At 67.3% G+C, this 19,593-nt stretch carries 10 protein-coding genes and 1 pseudogene; 2 read left to right on the top strand and 9 right to left on the bottom strand.

Translation table 11 applies throughout. The features are described from left to right. Positions 1-7: 7 nt before the first annotated feature. Both pglX and pglW read right to left on the bottom strand, forming a co-directional pair. On the bottom strand, positions 8-3,766 hold the full coding sequence (pglX, locus tag ACWDZ7_RS36890) for a BREX-2 system adenine-specific DNA-methyltransferase PglX (RefSeq protein WP_451803115.1): 3,759 nt from the start codon (positions 3,764-3,766) through the stop codon (positions 8-10). Next, positions 3,763-8,535 (bottom strand): BREX system serine/threonine kinase PglW, encoded by a 4,773-nt coding sequence (gene pglW / locus ACWDZ7_RS36885; RefSeq protein WP_451803114.1) that lies wholly within the window; start codon positions 8,533-8,535, stop codon positions 3,763-3,765. The genes pglX and pglW overlap by 4 nt, the downstream gene beginning before the upstream one ends. A 504-nt stretch (positions 8,536-9,039) precedes the next feature. Here pglW and ACWDZ7_RS36880 point away from each other — a divergent pair. Further along, a complete protein-coding gene (locus ACWDZ7_RS36880) occupies positions 9,040-12,312 on the top strand; it encodes a type I restriction-modification system subunit M (RefSeq protein WP_451803113.1) in 3,273 nt (1,090 codons plus the stop codon). Between the two features lie 157 nt (positions 12,313-12,469). On the opposite strand, the gene ACWDZ7_RS36875 is transcribed toward ACWDZ7_RS36880, so the two are convergent. Together ACWDZ7_RS36875 and ACWDZ7_RS36870 are read right to left on the bottom strand one after the other, a co-directional pair. Then, positions 12,470-13,828, bottom strand: coding sequence for a DUF2399 domain-containing protein (locus tag ACWDZ7_RS36875; RefSeq protein WP_451803112.1), 1,359 nt, complete (start codon positions 13,826-13,828; stop codon positions 12,470-12,472). Positions 13,829-13,831: 3 nt separating this feature from the next. After that, complete coding sequence (locus ACWDZ7_RS36870; RefSeq protein WP_451803111.1) at positions 13,832-15,679, bottom strand: hypothetical protein; 1,848 nt, start codon at positions 15,677-15,679, stop codon at positions 13,832-13,834. Positions 15,680-15,700: 21 nt separating this feature from the next. On the opposite strand from ACWDZ7_RS36870, the gene ACWDZ7_RS36865 reads away from it, so the two are divergent. After that, on the top strand, positions 15,701-16,030 hold the full coding sequence (locus ACWDZ7_RS36865; protein WP_451803110.1) for a hypothetical protein: 330 nt from the start codon (positions 15,701-15,703) through the stop codon (positions 16,028-16,030). Here ACWDZ7_RS36865 and ACWDZ7_RS36860 read toward each other — a convergent pair. The 5 genes and pseudogenes from ACWDZ7_RS36860 to ACWDZ7_RS36840 all read right to left on the bottom strand — a co-directional run. Further along, positions 15,951-16,943: a hypothetical protein gene (locus ACWDZ7_RS36860; protein WP_451803109.1), complete on the bottom strand. Its 993-nt coding sequence runs from the start codon at positions 16,941-16,943 to the stop codon at positions 15,951-15,953. The two genes, ACWDZ7_RS36865 and ACWDZ7_RS36860, sit on opposite strands and share 80 nt — an antisense overlap. Continuing rightward, complete coding sequence (locus ACWDZ7_RS36855; RefSeq protein ID WP_451803108.1) at positions 16,940-17,593, bottom strand: hypothetical protein; 654 nt, start codon at positions 17,591-17,593, stop codon at positions 16,940-16,942. The genes ACWDZ7_RS36860 and ACWDZ7_RS36855 overlap by 4 nt, the downstream gene beginning before the upstream one ends. After that, the gene (locus tag ACWDZ7_RS36850; protein ID WP_451803107.1) at positions 17,586-18,047 is read right to left on the bottom strand and encodes a hypothetical protein; all 462 of its coding nucleotides are present in this window, start codon (positions 18,045-18,047) and stop codon (positions 17,586-17,588) included. Before ACWDZ7_RS36850 ends, ACWDZ7_RS36855 begins: the two co-directional genes overlap by 8 nt. Positions 18,048-18,161: 114 nt before the next feature. Beyond that, positions 18,162-19,337 carry a hypothetical protein gene (locus ACWDZ7_RS36845; RefSeq protein ID WP_451803106.1) on the bottom strand — a complete coding sequence of 392 codons (1,176 nt, stop codon included), beginning with the start codon at positions 19,335-19,337 and terminating at the stop codon, positions 18,162-18,164. Between the two features lie 120 nt (positions 19,338-19,457). Then, positions 19,458-19,593 (bottom strand): annotated as a pseudogene (locus ACWDZ7_RS36840) (IS5/IS1182 family transposase); the annotation flags it as partial.

Genomic DNA, 19,593 nt, shown 5'->3' with positions numbered 1-19,593 from the left:
GCCCTGCTCAGTGGGACTCAGTGCCGGTGGCGGCATCGGTGGTTGCGTCGGTGGTGCCGGCCGTGACGGACGTTTGGGCGGCGGCCTTCGCGCCGGTGCGCTTCTTCGGGGCGGCGGCCTTCTTGGCGCCGCGTCCGCGGGTGGCAGCCGCCGGGCGCCAGGCCCGCAGTGCGTCGTCCGTCAGCCCGAGCTCACCTTGCTTCGACTGCCGGAACGCCAGGATCTCGGCGGCCGGCGACGCCCCGAACTCCGGGTCGTACTCGCCGTACCACTGCTCCAGCCAAGGCTGCAGCTCCAGCAACCCGGCCAGATACGGCACGAGTTCGTCCTCGCCGAGCCCGGCCTGCTGGATGTACGAGGCGAGGGCGAGCGCCTGCTCCAGGTGATCCCAGCCGGCCCACCCGTAAAGCTCCGGCGACTGCGCGTTGACCGTGCCGTACGACACGAACCGCTCCTTGGGCACGTCGAGCTTGCCGCGCGCACGCCAATAGCTCGGCTTCAGGAAGTCCGCGGAGGTGTACTTCGGCGGTACGGGAATCCGCTCACGGATCTTGCGCTTGGCGGGCTCGTCGGGCGCGGCGTCCTCCTCACGCTGGAGGCCCCAGACGTGCTCCCAGTCGGCGCGCTTTTTCAGTCCGGCCGGCTTGTAGCGAAGGGCCGGGATGAATGGCACATGCTCCTCGGATACCAGCTCCCGTACGGTCTTCACGAGGTCCTGACGGGGCGCGTACAGCTCGGCGACGGACGTGAAGTCCTCGTCGGCGGACAGGCTTTCGGCGAGGCGGGCGAGGGTGGTGACGGTGGGGTTGCCGTTGACGTCGAACCAGTGCACACGGCCCTCGATGCGGTCGAGCAGCCAGGACTTCAGCGCTTTCTGACGCATCGAGTCCCAACCTTCGGTGGCCCAGCGCCGCTTGTACTCGGGGCGCTCGACCATGCCGATGGCACGGTTCGTCTCGATCGCGTCGATCCGCTTCTGGACGAGTGCCCGGTAGTCGTCGGACCAGTGGGTGGGGATTTCGGTGATCGGCGTCGACTCGTGCCGTGTGAACCATTCGCCACTGGCCTCACCAGCGGCGACCCGCCGCGCGAGCACAATCTCGAAGGCCCGCTCACCAAGAGCGAGTTCGGGTACGACGGAGGCGCCGGGCAGGTGCAGGTCCTCGGCGTGCAAGTTGTAGAGGGAGTAAACCTGCCAGTCCAGCTCCTCCTGAAGGGCGATCATTTGGGCGCGGGTGGAGATATGGCGGGCTTGCGCTTCGCGAAGCCTGAGAGCAGTAGGGGTTTCAGAGGCCGCGATCTGTGAGGGGTCGGTTTCGGTGAACTCTTGTGACAGAGATTCCAATAGTGAAGCAAGGGCGGTGGGATATGAAGCGGGAAGCGGGAAACGCTCTACGTTCCCGCCGGTGAACTGATAGAAGTCCTCGAAAGGTACCGTGCTCTGCCGAGCCCCCTGAGAGTCAACAGTGCTTCCTGCGTTATGGCTGACCTGCTTGAGCCAAAAACATGCAGTCGAACTATTGAGGACACCCAGAATTCCAAAATGATCTTCTGGGCTCGCCGCTTTAGGGAGCTTGATCACAGGAGCAGAGCGATTGAAGACCTTCCCGCCGCGGGCAAGCACGAAATGGTTGTGCGTAGCAATGAATGAGTATGCGATTGCCCAGGGGTGAGCTGCGCCATTCTTAGGTAGACGGTGCCACTGCCACCAGGAGAACCCTGATTTGAGATAGTTTCCTTTGCTCCCCGCTGTGCGGTGCCACAAGAATGACCTCAGAGGCCAAAAGTGATGAATGAATTCATGGTTGAGTTCTGCGGCGGGGAGCAGTTCGCGATTCGTGTCGTATGGCATCGCGAGGAACTCTTTTTCCGTGAAGTTCCATTCGCGAGCGTGATCGCCTCGGTGGCTTTCTAGAGCATGTAGCTTGCTAGCCTTTGCGCCGAGCGGCCCCCCGGTAGGGAGAGTGAAGGCTTCATCCGCGTGAGTATCTCCGTCGAATCCGACGCCCCAGGTCCTTGATCGAAGGGTCAATTCGGATGCCGATTCGATAGCCTCCTTCACTTCGGGGGATCCCCCGCCAGAGAGGCTCCATGGGTGAGCTGATAGTTCGGCGCGTTCGAGCTCCTGAGTGCTTACCCATTGAGATTCGCTTCCAGGGAGATCGATTTGCTCCACGATGGCCTGCCATACGACTCCCTCGGCAGGTGTTTTTGGGGTGGAAGGCTCTCCTTGGATACTCATCACGGCGCGGATGGTTGCGCCACGTTCCTTGCCGCTGCGAGGTTGACCGACCAGGATTACTGTTGGTGTGCCGTGACCTGGGATGTAGGCGCCTGATGTGTCGATTACCTCGGTTAGCTCGACGTGGTTGGCAAAAAACTCCTCGATTAGACGCTTGCCGAACTTCCGCTTCATGAATGAGCTTGCAGTAATTTGGCCAACGCGCCCAAATTTTTGGTCGTCTGACTTGTAGGCTAGGTCGAAGAATCGTTCTGCGAAGGGGACTGAGAAGCTGTACAGCCCAAAGCAGCTACCGTAGAGATCTCGATACGCCGCATTGAGGCTTCTGTCCGTTACCTGGATGTATGGCGGGTTCCCCACCACTACGTGATAGCGCCCCGGCCGCAGGATGTCCGGGTACTCGTGCACGTCCTCTGTCTCGTACTTGAAGTCGGCGAGCTCGTCCGCGCCGGCCTCTTGCGAGTCGTCGAAGAGGTTGCCCTGCCGGTGTCGGTGTTTCATCAGCGAGTCACCGACCGCCAGATGGATCGGCCACTCATACTTCCCAGCCTCCGGCATCGTCCGCACTCCGCTCGCCGCCATCGCCGCGACCAGAAGCCGGAACCGGGCGATTGCCACCGCGAACGGGTTCAGGTCCACCCCATGGACCGAGTTCAGGGCTGCCCGCACCCGGTCATGTGCGTTGCCCCCCGGCTGACTCTCCGCCCACAACCGAATGAGCCGCTGGAAAGCTCCCAGCACGAAGTGGCCCGACCCGCACGTCGGGTCAATCATCTTCAGCTCTTCGAAGCCGAACTCCCGTACCGCAGGCGTCATCGTCCGGTCGAGGATGAACTCCTCCACGAACTCCGGCGTCTGCAGCAGCGCGTATGTCTTGCGGGCCGCCTCGCTCAGGTCCTGGTACAGGTCACCGAGGAACCGGGTGTCCCACCCTTCAGTGCCGTCCTCACTCAGAGGGTCGCTGAAGTCGTGCACGAGTACCGGGCCGCCGCCCTCACCGGGCTCGCCGTCGCCCACTCCCTCGCCGGCACGCTGCTCCCGCCAGAAGGAGAGCAGCGCACCAGCCCCGTCATGCGAAAGCGGGATCTGGTACAGCGGGTTGTGCTCCTGATCGAAGAGCAGCCGCCCCGCCTGCCCAGCCCCCAACTCGGCGAACGCGGTCTCCAGCCACCCTCGATACGTGGGGTCGGAATCCTTCTCCAGATATTCCTCGTACCGTGCCTGGGCGGTCTCCCGCCCCGCCACATCCGGCGCCGTGATGTACGGCTCGGCGATCAGCCGGTTGTCCTCGCTGAAGCGGACGAACACCGTACCCAGTACCCAGGCCACCGCGACCTGTGTGATCCGTTCGCCCAGCCATGCGTTCCACGTCGCCGCCGTCCGCCCCAGCTTCCGGGCCTGGTCGTACTCGCCGCGTAGCCGCGTCCCGACCTCGGGGACAGCCTTGACCTGCTGCTCGAGGTCAGTCTCTGCCGCCTTGACCTGCTTCTGCAGATCGGCGAGGAGGCTCTTGCGGTCGATCACGTACGGCTCCTGTGGAGAGTGGGAGAGAGCGGAAGAAGATCAGGTAACGAGGGTCGGGCGTCAGGTACGAGGTGCTTGCGGGTGACCCAGGCATCCGGCACGACGATCCACTCGTCGAACCCCGCCTGGTAAGGAACACTCTGCCCGGCCAGACGCGGCGCCCGTGCCGGATCGGACTGGGCGACGAGCAGCCACAGTGGGTTGCCTCCCTGCCGGGCCTCCTCTGCGAGCCGCCCGAGCAGGTCCAGCGCGTCGTACCGGATCAGCGCCGCGGTGTCGGTGAGGAGCAGTGGGCCGGGCCCCTCCGCCAACCGCTCCCGCAGCCGCGGCTCGATGCGCCCCCACGCCTTGTCGGTGCGGATGCGCAGCTGTTGATGGGCCCGGCTGCCCGATTCGGCGGCGTCTGCCTTGAGGACGGTCTCCCAGGTGGGACGCTCCGCCTCGCTGACCACCCCGCGCAGTTCGTCAACGAACAGTCCGGTCAGCGACACCGGCCGCGCACCGAACGGTTCACCGGCCAGCCATCGCACCGCGTCCTCGGCGCGCCGCTGGGGCACGGTCAGCACCCGGAAGCCGTCCTGCCGCGCCGAATGCGTCAGCCGCTGGTCGGCCTTGACCGCGGCGGCGACCGCCGCGTCCGCGTCGTACTGGGTCGGGGCCGAGCGACGCGCGGCCGAGGCGCCCCAACTGGCCGAGGTCAGCCCGGCGGTGGCGTCCCCGGACCGGCGGTCCGGGACGAGACGCAGGACCTTGTCGTAGCGCGTGGCCAGCTTCAGCTCAAAGCCGGCCTCCTTGAGGGCGCGCACGAGGGCGCTGCCCGTGGGCAGCTCGCGCGGCACCAGCGGATCCGTACCCAGGTCGGGGAAGCGGGTCGCAACCCGCTTGTGCAGTGCGTCCACCGTCAAGCCCGGAAGGCGGTCCTCCTCAACGCCGGGCTGCACGGCGACCACACCAGCCTGGGTGATCCTCAGAGCGCGCACGAGGTCCAGGTCGCGCGGGTAGATCTCCAGACGCGGGGTGAGCGCAGCCCGCGTCGAGGCGGCGACCGCGATCTCGGCGGTGCGCCGCTCATCCCAGCCCAGGTTGCCCGGCGGCCGGCGCACCCCGTCCAGCTCGGTCAGGACCGTGCTCGCCGTCGGAAGGGACTCGAGCGCTGCGAGCCGGTCGGCACGTGCGCCCAGGTTCAGCGCGTACTCCTGCAGGGCAGGCAGCGACGGGGTGTCCGGTCCATCCACGCCCTCCCGGACGTCCAGGGCGAGCAGGCCGATCACCGGATCGGCGCCCTTGGGCATCCGAGCGTGGAAGTAGCGGAAGAGCTGCGGGGACTCGTCGTCCCCGCTCTCGCGCTCCACCAACGCCCGGCTCTCGCGCTCCACCAACGCCCGCAACAGGGACAGCGCGAGCGCACGCCGGTCGCGCCGTCCCACATGCTGAGTTCCGCGCCGGGCGATCAGTGCGTCAGCGAGTTCGATCACCGGGGCGACCCGGCCTCGCTCGGCGAGGAGCTCCACCAGCTCCTCGCGCAGCAATCCGAGGGCGGCATCCTCGTACCAGCGCTCGCGTGCCTTCTTCACGATCTGCGGGATACGGCCGACGGTCAGGCCCACGGCTTCGGCGACGTCCCGCTGACGCACCCACGCGAGACCGTCGGGCAGGCGGCCCTCGTCGTCGGGCAGGCGCAGGAGCAGCCGTACGGCTTCGCGCTCCTTGGCATTGGAACGGGCGTTGCCGCCGGACGGCCTCGGCACCAGACGCGCGGCGAGCGCGTCCAGGCTCAGGCCGCTCAGCGCCTGCGGGACGGCGACGTCTACGCCGGCCTCGGCGATTGCGTCGGCGGCCGCCCGTTCCAGGGCGGTGCGTTCCTGGTTTGCCGCCTTGAGGGCCGCTGCGCTCAGCGGCGGGGGCGCGGTCTTGCCGAGCCGGAGGTTCCACTCCTTCTGCCGGCGCTGGATCTCCTCCCGGGTGCGCGAGCCCATGCCCGGCGCGGTGAGGAACTTCTTTGCCGAGTACTCCAAGACGTCCCCGACGGTGTTCAGCCCCATTGCGAACAGCTGCGACTGTGCCGCGACCGTCAGACCGGCCACCGACAGCGGCGTCTTCCGGTCGGCGCGCTCGGCCTGCTGGTCGCGGACCTGCTCGGCGGAGACGTCGTCGTCCTCCCGCCCGATCCGCGGTTGCGCCGCCGACTCGGCTCCTGCGTCCGTGCCGCCCTTCGCTCCGCGCCCTGATTTCTCGCCGTGACCGGTGCTCGGTGCCGTCGTCTGCTGTGCGTCAAGGAAGATGCGCTGCCAGGCGCGCTCCATCGGCTTGAGATCCGGGAAGCGATCCTTCACGTCCCGGGCCAGGGCCTTACGGAAGAACGCCACCAGGCCGTCCCGGACGGCCGGTTCGAATGCGTCGGCCGCGAGCCGCGGGTAGGGCCACTCCTTTGCATCTGTCTGCCGGGCCGTGACCGAGCCGTCGCCCCAGCGGGGCAGTTCATTCGCCGCCATCTCGTGCAGCGTCACGGCCAGCGCGTACCGCTCGGCATGTCCGTCGTACGAGCCGCGCGTGATGATCCCGACGAACGGGTCGAGGTAGCCCTCGGTGCCGGCCTCGATCTCCTTCGCCGGATATCCGGCGAGCGAGAAGTCGATCAGCACCAGCTGGCGGGTGCCGTTGGGGCGGATACGGATCGCGATGTTGTCCGGCTTCAGGTCCCGGTGCCAGATTCCCTCCGCCTCCAGGTGCTCCACCGCGCCGAACAGGTACTTCCCGTACGCCTCCAGCTGGTCCATGCCCAGGCGGCCGTTGTCCCGCAGCTGGCGGGCGACGGTGTCCTCACGGCGGCGCGGCCCCTTGCTCGTACTGCCGTCCTGGTCCTTCAGCTCCCGGCTGTCGCCCACGTACTCCAGGACCAGGACCCGGCGCCCGGCCAGCGTCAGCGGCTCCGGTTCGTACAGCGAGATGATGCTGGAATCCCGGTGGATACGGCGCAGGACCTCCGCCTCGCGATCCAGGACCGCGTGCTTGGCCTCGCTCAGAGCGACCTTCAGCACAGCCACCGGCAGGGCGCCGCTCCGCCGCGGCTCGCCCTCCAGATCTCGCACCAGGAATGCCCGTGAGGTCGAGCCCGTGCCGAGCCGGCGCATGACCTCCCAGCGCCCGGCCAGCACATCCCCGGCCACCGCCTCCAGCGGGTCCTTCTCCGGCTCGGACCGCTTCTCGCCCGCTCTTGTGGCTGAGCCGCCGTCCCCGCCTGCGCCTGCAGCCGCATCCCTGCCGCCCGGGACCTCCTCGACGAACGCCTGCTCGACGTACTCCAGCATCTCCAGAAAATCGTCGACCGTGGACAGACGCCGACCCGGTTCGTACGCGGTGGACGTTTCCACCAGATCGTCGATGTCCGGATTGAGACCATCGACCAGCCCGCTCGGACGTAGACTCTCGCCTGCCTCCAGACGCGCCATGACCTCGCTCTGACTCGCGCCCGGCGCCTGCCCGGTCACCAGCAGATACGTGAGCACGCCGAGCCCGTACACATCGAGGCGCACCGGATCGGCCTTCGGAATCCTCAGCTCCGGCGCCAGATATGGATCTGCCTGCTCCGCGACATGGAACCCCGACACGTTGGTCGGAGCCAGAGTCAGCGGCCGACCGCGGCTGGCACTTGCCCCAGTGGCGATCTGCCAGTCCGCGATCTGCGTCCACGGACGCAGCCAGCGCTGCTCTTCGCCAAGCTCCCGCCCACGCGGGCCACGATCGCGCGGAATCACATGCACCGCGTGCGCCGACAGCGTGCGGTGGTGGACCCGCCGTGAGTGCGCGGAGCGCACTGTCTCGGCAAGCTGCCGCACCAGCGCGAGGCGCCCCTGCAGGTCGAGACCCTCCCCACGCTGGACGAGGTAGTCGTCCAGGCGCAGCGTCTCCGGGTGGTAGTCGAAGAGGATCGCGGGCCCGGCGGGATGCCCCGACGGTAGATAGTTCTTCAGCTGTACCGCACCGGGATGACGAAACCGGCTGAGTACCGACGCCTCGCGGGCGGCGGCTCGTTCCACCGAGCGCCGCTCATCGTCGGAGGCGCCACGCTCACTGAGGAAGACCCGTACCCGCGCCAGATCGTGCAGCTGGGAATGGCGGCCCAGATAGTCGGCCCAGGTCATCCCGGAATCGAACGCCTTCGCCTCCAGGAGGTAGGAGCCCACCTCGTACTGGCGGCGGATCGGCGCGATACGGAGCTTCTTCAGAGCCGCATCGACACGGCGGGACGTCTCGGCTGTGGTCTGGTACCGGGCGTCTCCCGGCGGTACGGCCAGCATCTCCACCAGCTGCTTGACCGTGAACACGCCGTTCATGTCGGCGGCCGGAAGGTTCACACGAAGCTGGTCGTCGGTGAAGCAGACCGCCTCGCCCACCCAAATTTTCGGCCGATTAGCGGGCTGACCGGAGACACCGTTGATCAGGCCCGACAGCTCCTTGGCCTTCCGGTTCGACAGGTGCAGCGGATTGCCGTGCCGACGGCTGGTCCCACCGGGTGTGGTCTGCACCCAGTCGTTGCCCCCGCCGTGGACGGAGCCGTGCCAGTCCTTGAGCTCGACCAGGAACACCCCGGCCGGCGCCACCACCAGAAGATCGACCTCACGGACGTGCCCGCTGTTCGCGGTGAACGCGAAGTTCGACCAGGCACGCCACGGCTCCTCGTCCGGCAGGCGCCTGCGGATCGCCTCAAGGCCGCGGCGCTCGTGCTCATACTCGGACTCGGTGACCGTCGTCCACCGGTCTTCCAGCATGCGGCTCCCCGTCCGTGTCTACTTGTACGTCTGCCTGCCACATTCCTGTCGGCGTGTTCAGGAAGCCCGGCTCAACCTCGGACTGAATTCTAGAGGGTGGCACTGACAACAAGAGCGGACGGATCCCGTACCGGCAAAGGCCCTGTAGACCAGACTTGGAGGCGCCGAACCGGGGCAGAATGCACCACGAACGGATTCAGCCAGGCGAGCCAGATCGATTTCGGCCGCAGCGATGCCGAGTCGATACGGGCACGTGTGAAGCGGTGGGTGGCGGGTCGGCGGTCATGTCGCCGTGCACGATGACGTTATGTCTTTGTGCCCCAGCGTGCCCTGACGGCGCCAGGTCAGAGCAGCGCTCACGTGCCACCGGCGGCCGATGGGGGAGGGGCAATGGCTGGTTAGTAGGTGCGGGCTGTCACGGTGGTGCCCTCTGCGTAAGATCCAGTGACTGTGTGAAGATCGGCCTTGAGTGTGGGAGGGGCCGGGTGACCGGAGGGGAACGCCATGGGCGATTCAGGGACGCAGCTTTCCAGGCATATCTGGTCGCTCACGGATCTTCTTCGCGGAGACTTCAAGACATCTGAGTATGGCAGCGTTGTTTTGCCGTTCACGGTGCTGCGGCGCCTGGATTGCCTCCTCGGACCCACGCGGCAGGAGGTGCAGGACGCCTTGGCGAAATTGGTGGATAAGGGTGCATATCCGGACTCTTACCTGGAAAGCGTCCTCCATCGTGCCTCGGGCCGCCCGTTCTTCAACACCAGCCGCTATGCACTGGACGCGGTCGCCGCCGATCCGGGCAACTCAGAGTGGTTGCTGCGCGAGTATGTGCACGGTTTCTCCGAGAACGTCAGGGACGTGTTCCAGCGCTTCGAGTTTGACCGCACCATCGAACGGCTCCACCACACTGGGCTGCTGTATGCCATCGTCAGCCGGTTCCTCTCCATAGACCTGGGGGGACCTCTCTCTGCCGACGACATGGGGTTTGTGTTCGAGGACCTCGTGCGGCGCTCTGCCGAACAGGCAGGAGGGACCGGCGCGGATGAGCACGTCACCCCTCGTGACGTCGGCCGGCTGATGTCCGCCCTTCTGGTGCTGCCCGACCAGGATGAGCTCGCGCGGCCCGGCGTGCTCCGTACGGTCCACGACCCGGCCTGCGGAACCGGCGGCCTGCTCGACGAGGTGGCTGAGCGCATCGAGTCCGCCCATGCCGGGGCGCACGTGTCTCTGCACGGCCAGGAGATCAACGCCGAGACCTGGGCCGTCGCTGGCTCCAACATGCTGATGAGCGGACGCGACCCGGCGCAGATCCGGTTCGGGAACGTCTTGCGGGACAACGTCTTCGTCAATCAGCACTTCGACTACCTGTTGGCGCACCCCCCGTTCGGCCTGAGCTGGAAGAACGCCGAATGTCAGGTCCGCGCCGAGCATGAACTGGGCGATGAGGGGCGCTTCGCTGCAGGTCTGCCGCGTGTCAGTGACGGGTCGCTGCTCTTCCTCCAGCACATGCTGGCGAAGATGAAACCGGCGGACGCTTTCGGCGGCGGAAGCCGTGTTGTCGTCCTGTTCAGCGGTGCCCCCATGCAAGGCGGAGCTTCTGGCTCGGGCGAGTCCGACATCCGGCGATGGATCATTGAGAATGACTGGCTCGAGGGCATCGTCGCCTTGCCCGACCAGCTCTTCTACAACACCGGCATCAGCACGTACCTCTGGATCCTGAGCAATCGCAAGAAGCCGACGCACCAGGGCAGGGTGGCCCTGGTCAAAGCGCAAGACCACTGGCAGAAGACGCGGCGGTCATCGGGCAGTAAGCGGAAGTACCTCGGCCCCGATCAACTCAGTAAGATCGTCCGGCTCTATGAAGAGGCGCTGTCAGCTCCGGTCGGCGGATCCCCCCGCGGCCACGTGAGTGTCGTGCGGAACGAGGACCTGCTCTACCGGCAGATCGTCATCGAACGCCCGCTGCGCCTGCGCTTCGAATTCACCACCGACGCCTTGCACCAGCTTTCCTCTCTGAGACCGATCCAGCGAGGAGACCATCCCGAAAAGCTGATTGGCGCGCTGAGTGGATTGGTCGGAACGTCTTGGGCCACAAGCTCCGACGCTTTCTCGGCACTGCGGCGCGCGGCCGTGGCCGTCGGCCAGCCCTGGCCGCGAGGTGCCGCCTTCGAAAGGAGCGTCCGGAACGCGATCGGGGTACGCGACGATCAAGGAGAAGTGCAGCAGCGCCAAGGCGTGAGAGAACCCGATCCGGAGCTGCGTGACCTGGTCGTCGTGCCGTTGCGGGACGACCCTGATCGGTACTTCCGCACAGAGGTGCTGCCGCATACCCCGGATGCCTGGCTCGACCATGCGAAGACCAGGGTCGGCTGCGCCATCCGGCCCTCGCTTTTCTACGTCGCGGAACTCGACGGAGCGTTCGGGCCGTTGCGGGCCTTCGCGCAGCTGGAGACGGAGCGTGTCAAGCTGCGCCCTCCGCGGCGAGGTGAGGCGGAGCCCATCCCGCCCAAACACCTCACGGCATCCTATCTGCGCAGCGTCGACTCGGCCTTGGAACTTCCAGATGCGGAATTGGATGACTCTGAACTGACGCCTTGCGCGGGCGGTGACTTGGTCGGGCGCTCCGGTAACTGGCGCCTTCTGCCTGCAGGGTTCGGTGACGCTGTCACTCGGCTGTTCGTGCTGCACCCCACCGAGGGAAGCGGCCGTGTGCTATGCGAATGGCTCAACTCTCGCAAGGGGAGTACGGCTTACCCGCAAGCTCGAGAGCTGCTCGACACGCCAGTGCCGGTGGAGCTGGTCATGGCCCCGGAGGTTCAGAATCTACTTGCAGAAGTACAGGAGGGGCGCCATGCGCTACGCATGGCGACGGAGGGCATCTTGCCGAACGTCTTCGAGAACCCCGAGACGCGCGTTGCGGAGATCCGTCAGTCCATCCGGTTTGTCGCCCGCGAGGCGCGCCTCGCGGCACGATTGGTGCGCCCTTTCGACGACCCCGTGTGGCGTGCGGAGGCGAGCTATCCATTTCACGTAGCCGCTCTCGCACGGCGTTACCGCGTGAGCACCCACCCGGCCGAGAGGAAGGACGGTCTGCTCAAGCTTGGTGAGGGAACGGCACGCACCCTGGGCATCCTTGCCCTGCGTGAACTGATTGCGCACCACAATGGATTCACTAGATCTCTGCGCAACAACCTCGGCAAAGGGGCGACCTTTGGCACTTGGACCACGCTCATTAAGAAATTCATGGACGAGGTCCCAAATCCTCGACTGCCGGAACTTGTCGCGCTCCATGAGCGCGATGTCACGCTATCGCTTCTGAATAAAATCAGGGATTCTCGTAACGATTCCCACCATGCTCACGGGGTGCGCGGGAGCCATGAACTCGATGAGGATGTCGAAAAGCTTGAGCCGTATGTGGTCTCGGCTCTCAGCTCAGTCAACTGGCTGTCGAGTACAGACTGGTTCTGGGTGGAGCGCTGCGAATACCTCGATGATGCCTCCTACCAGGTTGTGGGCCTGAGGCTACGAGGGAGTCACCCGAGCTGGGAGCCGTTTAGTCGGTCGATCGACCATCCTCTGCGACGGGAGCGGGTCTATGTCGACGGCACCCCGTCAGGTGTACCGATCGATCTATGGCCATTGGCGATGGTCAGCCTGTGCCCGGACTGCCGCACGCGGGAACTGTTCCTGCTAAATAAAATTTCAAATGGCATGGCGATCCTGCGTAGTCTGGAGGAGCACGAGTTGACAATCCCGTACCCCACTCAAGCTCAGAACTGAGATTGCGAGCGCCTTCAATTTCGTATGTGTTCCATGCCTGGTACGGCGAATCCCGGGCTAACGGCTCATCTCCATACCGTCTGAGTGCGTCGAAGGCTGAAAAGCGAAGCTGAAGAAGCGACGGCGTACAAACAGGTGAAAGCCCAGCCAGCGGCTCTTAGATGAGGCGCAGCACGCTTTCGATGATGGCGGCTTCCTGTTCAACAGGGTAGCCGCGGTCGAGGCAGCCTTGGGCGAGTGCAGCAGCTGGACCAGCCTGGGCTGTTCGCAACGCCTCCCAGACGGGGCTGTCCGGCGCCCATGGCCTCTGCCGTACATGGGCAGCGGATCCAACGTCGCAGAACACGCTTCTGGTCTGGGCTGCGGGCGGCAGAGCTTGGTAGACGGCGGTGGCGATGCGGATGCCGCCGAGGTCCGCGTCGGGAGCGATGACGATCGTATCGCCGGCCGCTGCGAGGTGGGCGATGCGACCGAGGACGGCTGTGCTGGGCATTCCCCCGCAGTACGCGATGCCGACGTCGCTGCTCGTGGTTCTCACGTTCAAGGCGTCGCACAGCGTCTCGGCGGCCTGCAGGTTCTCGACGACGATTAGGCGGGCGCCGGTGAGAGTCAGGCACATGTCGGTCTGTTCGGCGCGGAGGAGTATGGGGCCCCGAAGATGAGCCAGGGGCAGGCTATGTCCTGCGGTCTGAAGGGCGATGGCCCCTCCGGCTCCGATGCGGCTGTCGCGTTGGAGTCCGATGGCGGTGGCCACGTCGCGGGCGACACCGCAGTGATTGAGGATGCTGCGGGCGTCGTCCCAGGTTTTCGTGTGGCCTGTGTGTGCTTGGGAAAAGGCCCGAGCATTGGGGTGGGTGGTGCCCTCGCACAGGTCGCGGGTGACTGCGATCAGGATGCGTGAGCGTTTCGGCGCGGGTGAGGGTCGGTCCAGTTCTGCTTGCAGCGCGGATCGCAAGCTTTCCAGAGCCGTTTCGGTGAGCCCCTTCATCGTGGAGAAGCGGGTGGTCGCGTCACTCAGGCGGGCGCGCAGCGTATCAACGGCCTCCTGGACGCTGGCGCGGAGCTGATCGCGCGTGGCGGTCTGCTGAGTTGAGAGCTGGGCGGCCGTGCGGGTGGCGGCGTCGGTGCGATACCAGCGGATGGGAGCTCCGAGGGCCATCTCGGAGGCGGTGACGTTGCAGCGCAGCACGACCACGCCGGCGCGGGTGAGTGTTATCGCGGTCGCCCAGGCGTGCCTGCCGTAGCGCCGCTGTATGGCGCGCCACTCGCGGTGCGCGGCGTTGAAGACGAAGGCCCGGTCACCGCTGCTGGCGAGGGGCGGGATGGCGTCGGTGGCAAGGTGTTCCGGCAGCGTGGTCGCGGTGAGGTCGACTTGGGAGTAGTGGGGCATACCGGTCTGGCGTGCGTTGACGAGACGTCTGGTTCCGTCGGCGGCGTGGTGGGTGCGTACGACGGCGTGTGCGGTGAGTCCTTGGGGGAGGCCCTTCAGGGGGATGGTTGGACCGGTGGGCTGCATCGTCTACCACCAGGTGCGTCCGGCTAGCAGAACCTCCGTGGTCAGCTCGATGCGCTCGCCGTTGGCGTCGTAGCCGAACATCCGGGTGGGTGCGTTGAGGGCTTCCGTGTGGCTGGGGTAGTTGAAGTAGAGGAGTTCACCGCTGTGTTCGGTGGCGTCGTCCAGAAGGGATTCCTGGCAGGTGCCCAGGATGGTGATGCCGTTGCCGTGGGCGCTGGTGGCAAGGGCGCCGAGGACCTCGCGGCGGTGGTGGGAGCCGAGCGAGTCGCCCAGTTCGTCGAGGATGAGCAGGCGCCCACGTGGGTGTGGGGAGGCGAGCAGGGAGGCCAGGACCAGGTGGATGGAGAACAGCTTCTCTTGGGCCGAGTTGGTGATGTTGTCGTAGGGCAGCATCGGGCCGTGCGGGGTACGCCGCCAGCATGGGGTGACTTCGCACCTCCACATGTCCTGCAGAGTCGGGGGCGGAGTGAGCGTCCGGCGCAGTTCGGCACCGTACAGCCCGGCGTCCCGGTTGAGCGTGACCAGCGCGTCCTCTATGTCACCCAGGGCTTGTTCGAGCCGCAGGGCGATACTGCCCTGCATGGTGCGCAGGCTCTCTCGCAGGTCGCCGACCTTCTGCTCACCGAAGGCGATCCTGCTGGCCCGTTGGGCGCGCTCTTCGGCGATGCGGTTCGCGGCTGAGACGTCGGACTCGGCGAATCGGGCTAGCCAGTCCTTCAGGGCGCGGACGGGCGCCTCGAACGCGGTGGCATCGGCGAAGCGGCGGCCGCCGGCATCATCGGCGAGGTTGTTGCGGAGCCGGATCGCGTCCTTGAGTGCGCCGGTCGGGGCGCCGACGCCGGTGTCGACGTCGATGCCGATCGCTTCGAGGGCTCGTTCGAGATGGCGGCCCGCGCGCTGGCGCAGAGTGTTCTCACTGCGGCGTTCCGGTTGGACCTGTGGGCGATCCGAGGTGGCTGGTGAGGCGGTGGGCCAGCGCAGGGCGCGCAGAGCGGCTGCGCGGCTGCCGCCGTGTTCTTGCCAGTAGCTGATGTCGAGATCGTCGATCTGCTGCTGGACAGTGGTGAGCTGTTCGGCGGCTTGTGCTTCAGCGGCCTGGGCCGTGTCGATGGCGGCTTGCGCCTGGGTGTGCTGGAGCGCGAGGGTCTTGTGGGCGACGAGGGCATCTTGGAAGGCGGCTTGTGCTGCGTCCCTCTCCTGCTGGCGCGCGGCGGTCGCCTGGTGGAGGGTGGCGAGTTCGTCTTCCAGAGCGGGGCGCTGGGACCGCAGGCGCGCGGCGAGTGCGGCTGCTTCCAGGCGGCGGACGAGTTCGGTGCTCTGCGCTTCGGTTTCCACGGCCTGGTCGCGCTGCCGCTGAGCCTGGTCGAGGTCTTGTTCGGCTTGGTCCAGTGCGGCGCGCAGGCGGGTCAGGAGGGAGGCTCGCCCGGTGAGCGGCTCGGCGTATCCACCCAGTACGTACAGACCGAGAGCGTTGTCGACCGCGGTGTCCGGGGCGTGTTCCAGGTGCATGCGCGCGGCCAGGATGTCCAGGAACCCTTGGATGGGATCGTGGCCGTGGCGGTCCGTGTCGGGTACACCGATGAGGAGGGCGCCGGGCTGGCCGACCAGGGCCGCCCGGGCGGTAGCGACGGAGGACGTCGCGATGCACACGGCGTCGCGGTACAGCGCCAGCCGGGGCTCCCAAGCGGTGCGTTCCTCGGGAGCGAGTGTGAGTCCGTCGAGCAGTCCGGTGGCGTGGATGCCGGCTTCGCCCAGGGCGCTGATCGTTTGGCCGACGGTGCCGTAACGGCCCTCGCCGGCGCGGGCGAGGTCATCTTGGGCGTTCTGGCGCAGCGTGGCGGCCTGGGTCACACGGGCTTCGCAGGCGATGGTGTGCTGGCGGGCCTGTTGGGCTTCGAGGCGGGCGTCGTCGAGGTCCCCGTGGACTCCCGCTGCGGCACCCTCCGCGTCCTGGAGGGCTTGATCGTGTGCGGCCAAGCGGTGACGGGCGCTGCTCTCGTCGTCCCGGGCCCGGGTGAGACGCTGCTCGGCGCCCTCTTCGGCATGCGCCGCCTCGTCGTGTCGACGGGCCAGGCGCTCGGGGTCGTCGAGGGCGCGCTGAGCGGCTTGGGCTGCTTCCCGGTCACCCCGGGCGCGTGCCCGTGCCTCTTCTTGTTCGCCCAGTGCGGCCTGCAGCTGTTCGGTGCGGTCCAGCGCGTCTAGCAGCCCCCGGGCGTAGTGCAGGGGCCCACATGTCCTGGGCTCGGACGAGCTCTTCTCGGGCGCTGATGCGCTGGATGACGGTGTGCAGGGCCCGCTCCTCGGCCGCGTAGCTGGTGATGTCCTCGCTCCGGCTGGTCAGCAGCTCGCGTTCTGCTTCGCTCAGGTCGTGGCGCAAGGACGCGTCGGTGTCCAGGAGAGTGGCGCGGCCGGTGAGGTCGATGAGCGCGGTGCCGATGCCGGCCGGGGTGAACAGGCCGGTGTCGAGCTTGAGGAGGGACGGGCCGCCGCGTCGTTTGCCCCGGGAGGTCAGGAACGCGAGGCAACGGGGAACGGGCCCGTACAAGGCAGTCGCGTACTGGGTGGCGCCCAGCGCGGACGCGGACGGCAACGCGCGGTAGATCTCGGCGGCTTGGTCATGGCGTTCGACGTCGTCCTGAGCGGTAGCCAGATGGATGCCCGGGGCATGCCGGACCTCGACGTACGTCGGGGTGGCGGACAACTTCAGCCACACGGTGTGGGCGCTGGCGGGGACATCATCCGGGTCGGCGAAGAGCCCGGCGATGTAGCCGGTGGTCGCGGGCGCATAGCCCTGGGCGCCGATCCCTGCGGTCTGCGGTTCGAAGAGCAAGTCCGCCACCGACGCCGGGCCGCTGCTGTGCATCCGCCATTCCGGATCGCCCAGCAGCAACGAGACGGCGGCCAGCCAGCTGGTCTTGCCGGACTCGTTCGAATCCGTGGGCCCCTTACCGGAGACGGCGATGAAGCAGCCGGGGATGAGACCGACCGCGGCCGAGGGGTGCCGGGCGATGTCGAAGGTCTGGGCGCACAAAAGTTGCCGTTCCCCGATGATCCCGAGGCTGATCGGGACTTCTTCGGGGGGCTGCGTCTCCTGCGGTTCGGTGGCAGTGTTCATGGTGCTACCTCCCGCGGGGCGGAGGAGGGTTCGGGCGGTGTCTGCTCCTGGCGGCGCTGGCGGATGGCCCGGGCGTACATCGAGTCGGGCTGGGTGACCACGACCAGGTCCTCCCACAGCCGGGCCGACTGTGCTTCCGTCAGCCGCAGCAGCGCCGGGCCCGGCAGTAGGGCGCGGTGAAAGCCTTCTCGCAGCAGGCGGCGTGCCTTGAGGCGGCGCACCGCCGGGCGCAGCTGCTCGTAGGTGAAGTAGGGGTTGGCGTACAGCTCCTCGACGCTGGTGCCGGGCCCGTCTGCGAGCCAGGTCGCCGACCCGTGGACGCCGCGGGCGCGGGGGGCTGCGACCGTGCGCAGCAGGACCAGTACCAGCACCGCCCGGTCCACGGGCGGCAGGACTCCGATGCCCTCGGCGGCCAGGCGTTCGCCCACGGTGTCGTCGTAGCCGCTGGTGAAACCGAATATTCCATGGTGTTCGCGGACCAGCAGGACACGGCCGAGGCCGGCCAGACGCCGGGCGACGACCGCCCGCAGCGCATCGGTCTGTAGGGCGGGAAACGCTGCGCCGGGCACCAGTCCGTCGGCGGTCTCCAAGGCTGCGAGGGCGGACTGGACGTGGGCCTCGTCGACGTCGGAGAGCGGTATTTCACTCATCGTCGTCCTTCTGCATCGGCGGGGCCTGGCCTGCGCCCGGGAGCTGGTCGTGGAAGCGCCGCATGGTTTCGGCGAAGGTGGCGGGCAGAGCGGCCACCGCCGGCCCCAGCCGCAGCCGCTGTCCCTCGCGGACGATCAGCAGCAGCAACTGCAGCTCTCCGTCGAGGGCGGCTTTGGCGAACTTCACGTCCAGTCCGATGTCCCCGGCCGCGTCCAGGATGTCGGCGCGCGCGAACGGGCGGCCAGGGTAGGGGGGCCAGTTCAGGTCGGGCCACGCCCGGGCCAGGCACAAGGCGAAGGTGATCATCTGGGTGGGAGTGAGCCGGGCGACGGGGTAGGTGCCGAGTTCCTCGGGAACCGGCGCTTGTGACCAGCCCAGCACGAGCGCACGACCCAGCGGGCCCGGACGGCCGCCCGAACTGGCCGGGGTGGGCCACGGGCAGTCGCATTCCATGAGGCTGCGCCCTGCGATCCGGGCCGTCTCATCGGCCTCGGCCAGCAGCCCAGGCGGCAGGCTCCGGGGGCGAGCGTGCCACCGGCTCGGGCGGCGGCAAGGATCAGGGGCACATCAGCGTTCTTCATCGGTGTGCTCGCTTGTCACCAGGTCCTCCGGCGCGGTAGCCGCAGGACGCTCCATGCGGTGGACCGTGACCGGATGCAGATACGTCACCCACGCCTCACGGTCGATGATGAGCTCGGAGCCGATCTCCAGCCGGTACGGAGCGTGGGGGTCGGCGTCCAGCATGATCAGATCCGTCAGGAGCCGGACGGCCCGCGGCCACCGCGACCGCCGCAACTCCTCCGTCACCTCGACGCGGTCACGCTCCAGAAGCATGCGATCGGCAGCCCGTTCGCGACGTGCCCGTTCCCTTACCCCTCGCTCGACCACGGCGCCGAACGGATCCCGCTCCGGCGACCCCTTGGGCATCTGCGGCCGGTAGCGCGCCCGGTGGCGCGGCGCGAACGCATCCACAGCGTCCACCACAGCCCCCGCATCCACCCACACCTGCGGCGCATCCACCACCAGCGCGGCGCCGGCCTCCGCGAGCCGTTCCGGTGGGGCGTTGCGGGCCGCCTCCAGGTACTCCTCGGCCGATAGGACATCGAAGTCCAGGGCAACCCCGGCGTGATCCAGCACCCGCAGCAGCGCTTGCGCGACCCAGTGGCCGTACTGCTGCTCGGCCTCGACCATGGCCACGGCCTTGTGGGCGAGGTCGACGTCCTTCGGGAAGTGCCGGTTCACGTCACGGTTCAGGCGAAGGACACGCTGGTCCAGGTCCTGGTGGTTGTACTGCCGTTGGTCCTCGATCAGCTCCTTTAGCGAGCCGTCCAGGACCAGCGCCTCGAGCTGAACCGCGAACGTTGCGAACACCCACTGGCAGAAAATGATGTTGCGGGCGACTGCATCCCGGTCAGGATGCTCGCGGTCGAGCAGTTCTTGGGTCCGGTCCAGCAGGCCGATCAACTCGTCGATGCCGCCGTGGCTCTCCAGCCGGTCGCAGATCATCAGGAAGACAGTGCCCAGCGGATGAAAGGAGTGCCGCAGTTGGTGCTTCTTGGACCGGTAGGGGCGGATGAGTTGCTCGCTCTCGAAGACCTGCCAGCGTGACTCGAACAACTCCGCCGGGTAGGCAGGACGGGTGTGCTGTGCGATCCACTCCCACACCTGCACCTTTGTTGCCCCGCCCTGGGCGCTATGAGCGGCGAACCCCTCTGCGATGTCGCGCGTGATCTGCAGATGCACACGATCGGTGACCGTGGCTCCAGTGTGCCGTGCCGCCGCCGCAACGAATGTCTGCAGGTTGCTCGACCGCTGGGAGTCGCTCAGCGGCCGGCCGATGTCATCATCCGGGTCTTAAAGGTGCTAACAAAGCCGTTGGACGTGGCGGTGGGTGATCAGGCAGACGGCGAGGCCGAGGAAGGCTTCATGGATGTCGTCGCGTCGTTCCCAGCGGATGCGCAGGCGGCGAAAGCCGTGGAGCCAGGCGATGGTGCGCTCG

The organism is Streptomyces sp. NPDC003032 (assembly GCF_053591415.1).
This window is presented reverse-complemented; position numbering and strand designations above follow the sequence as displayed.

What these genes read in the sequence shown, in the direction of transcription:
- pglW (WP_451803114.1), bottom strand. Translation starts at nt 8,535, where the DNA reads ATGCTGGAAGACCGGTGGACGACGGTCACCGAGTCCGAGTATGAGCAC.
- ACWDZ7_RS36880 (WP_451803113.1), top strand. Translation starts at nt 9,040, where the DNA reads ATGGGCGATTCAGGGACGCAGCTTTCCAGGCATATCTGGTCGCTCACG.
- ACWDZ7_RS36875 (WP_451803112.1), bottom strand. Translation starts at nt 13,828, where the DNA reads ATGCAGCCCACCGGTCCAACCATCCCCCTGAAGGGCCTCCCCCAAGGA.
- ACWDZ7_RS36860 (WP_451803109.1), bottom strand. Translation starts at nt 16,943, where the DNA reads ATGAACACTGCCACCGAACCGCAGGAGACGCAGCCCCCCGAAGAAGTC.
- ACWDZ7_RS36855 (WP_451803108.1), bottom strand. Translation starts at nt 17,593, where the DNA reads ATGAGTGAAATACCGCTCTCCGACGTCGACGAGGCCCACGTCCAGTCC.
- ACWDZ7_RS36850 (WP_451803107.1), bottom strand. Translation starts at nt 18,047, where the DNA reads ATGGAATGCGACTGCCCGTGGCCCACCCCGGCCAGTTCGGGCGGCCGT.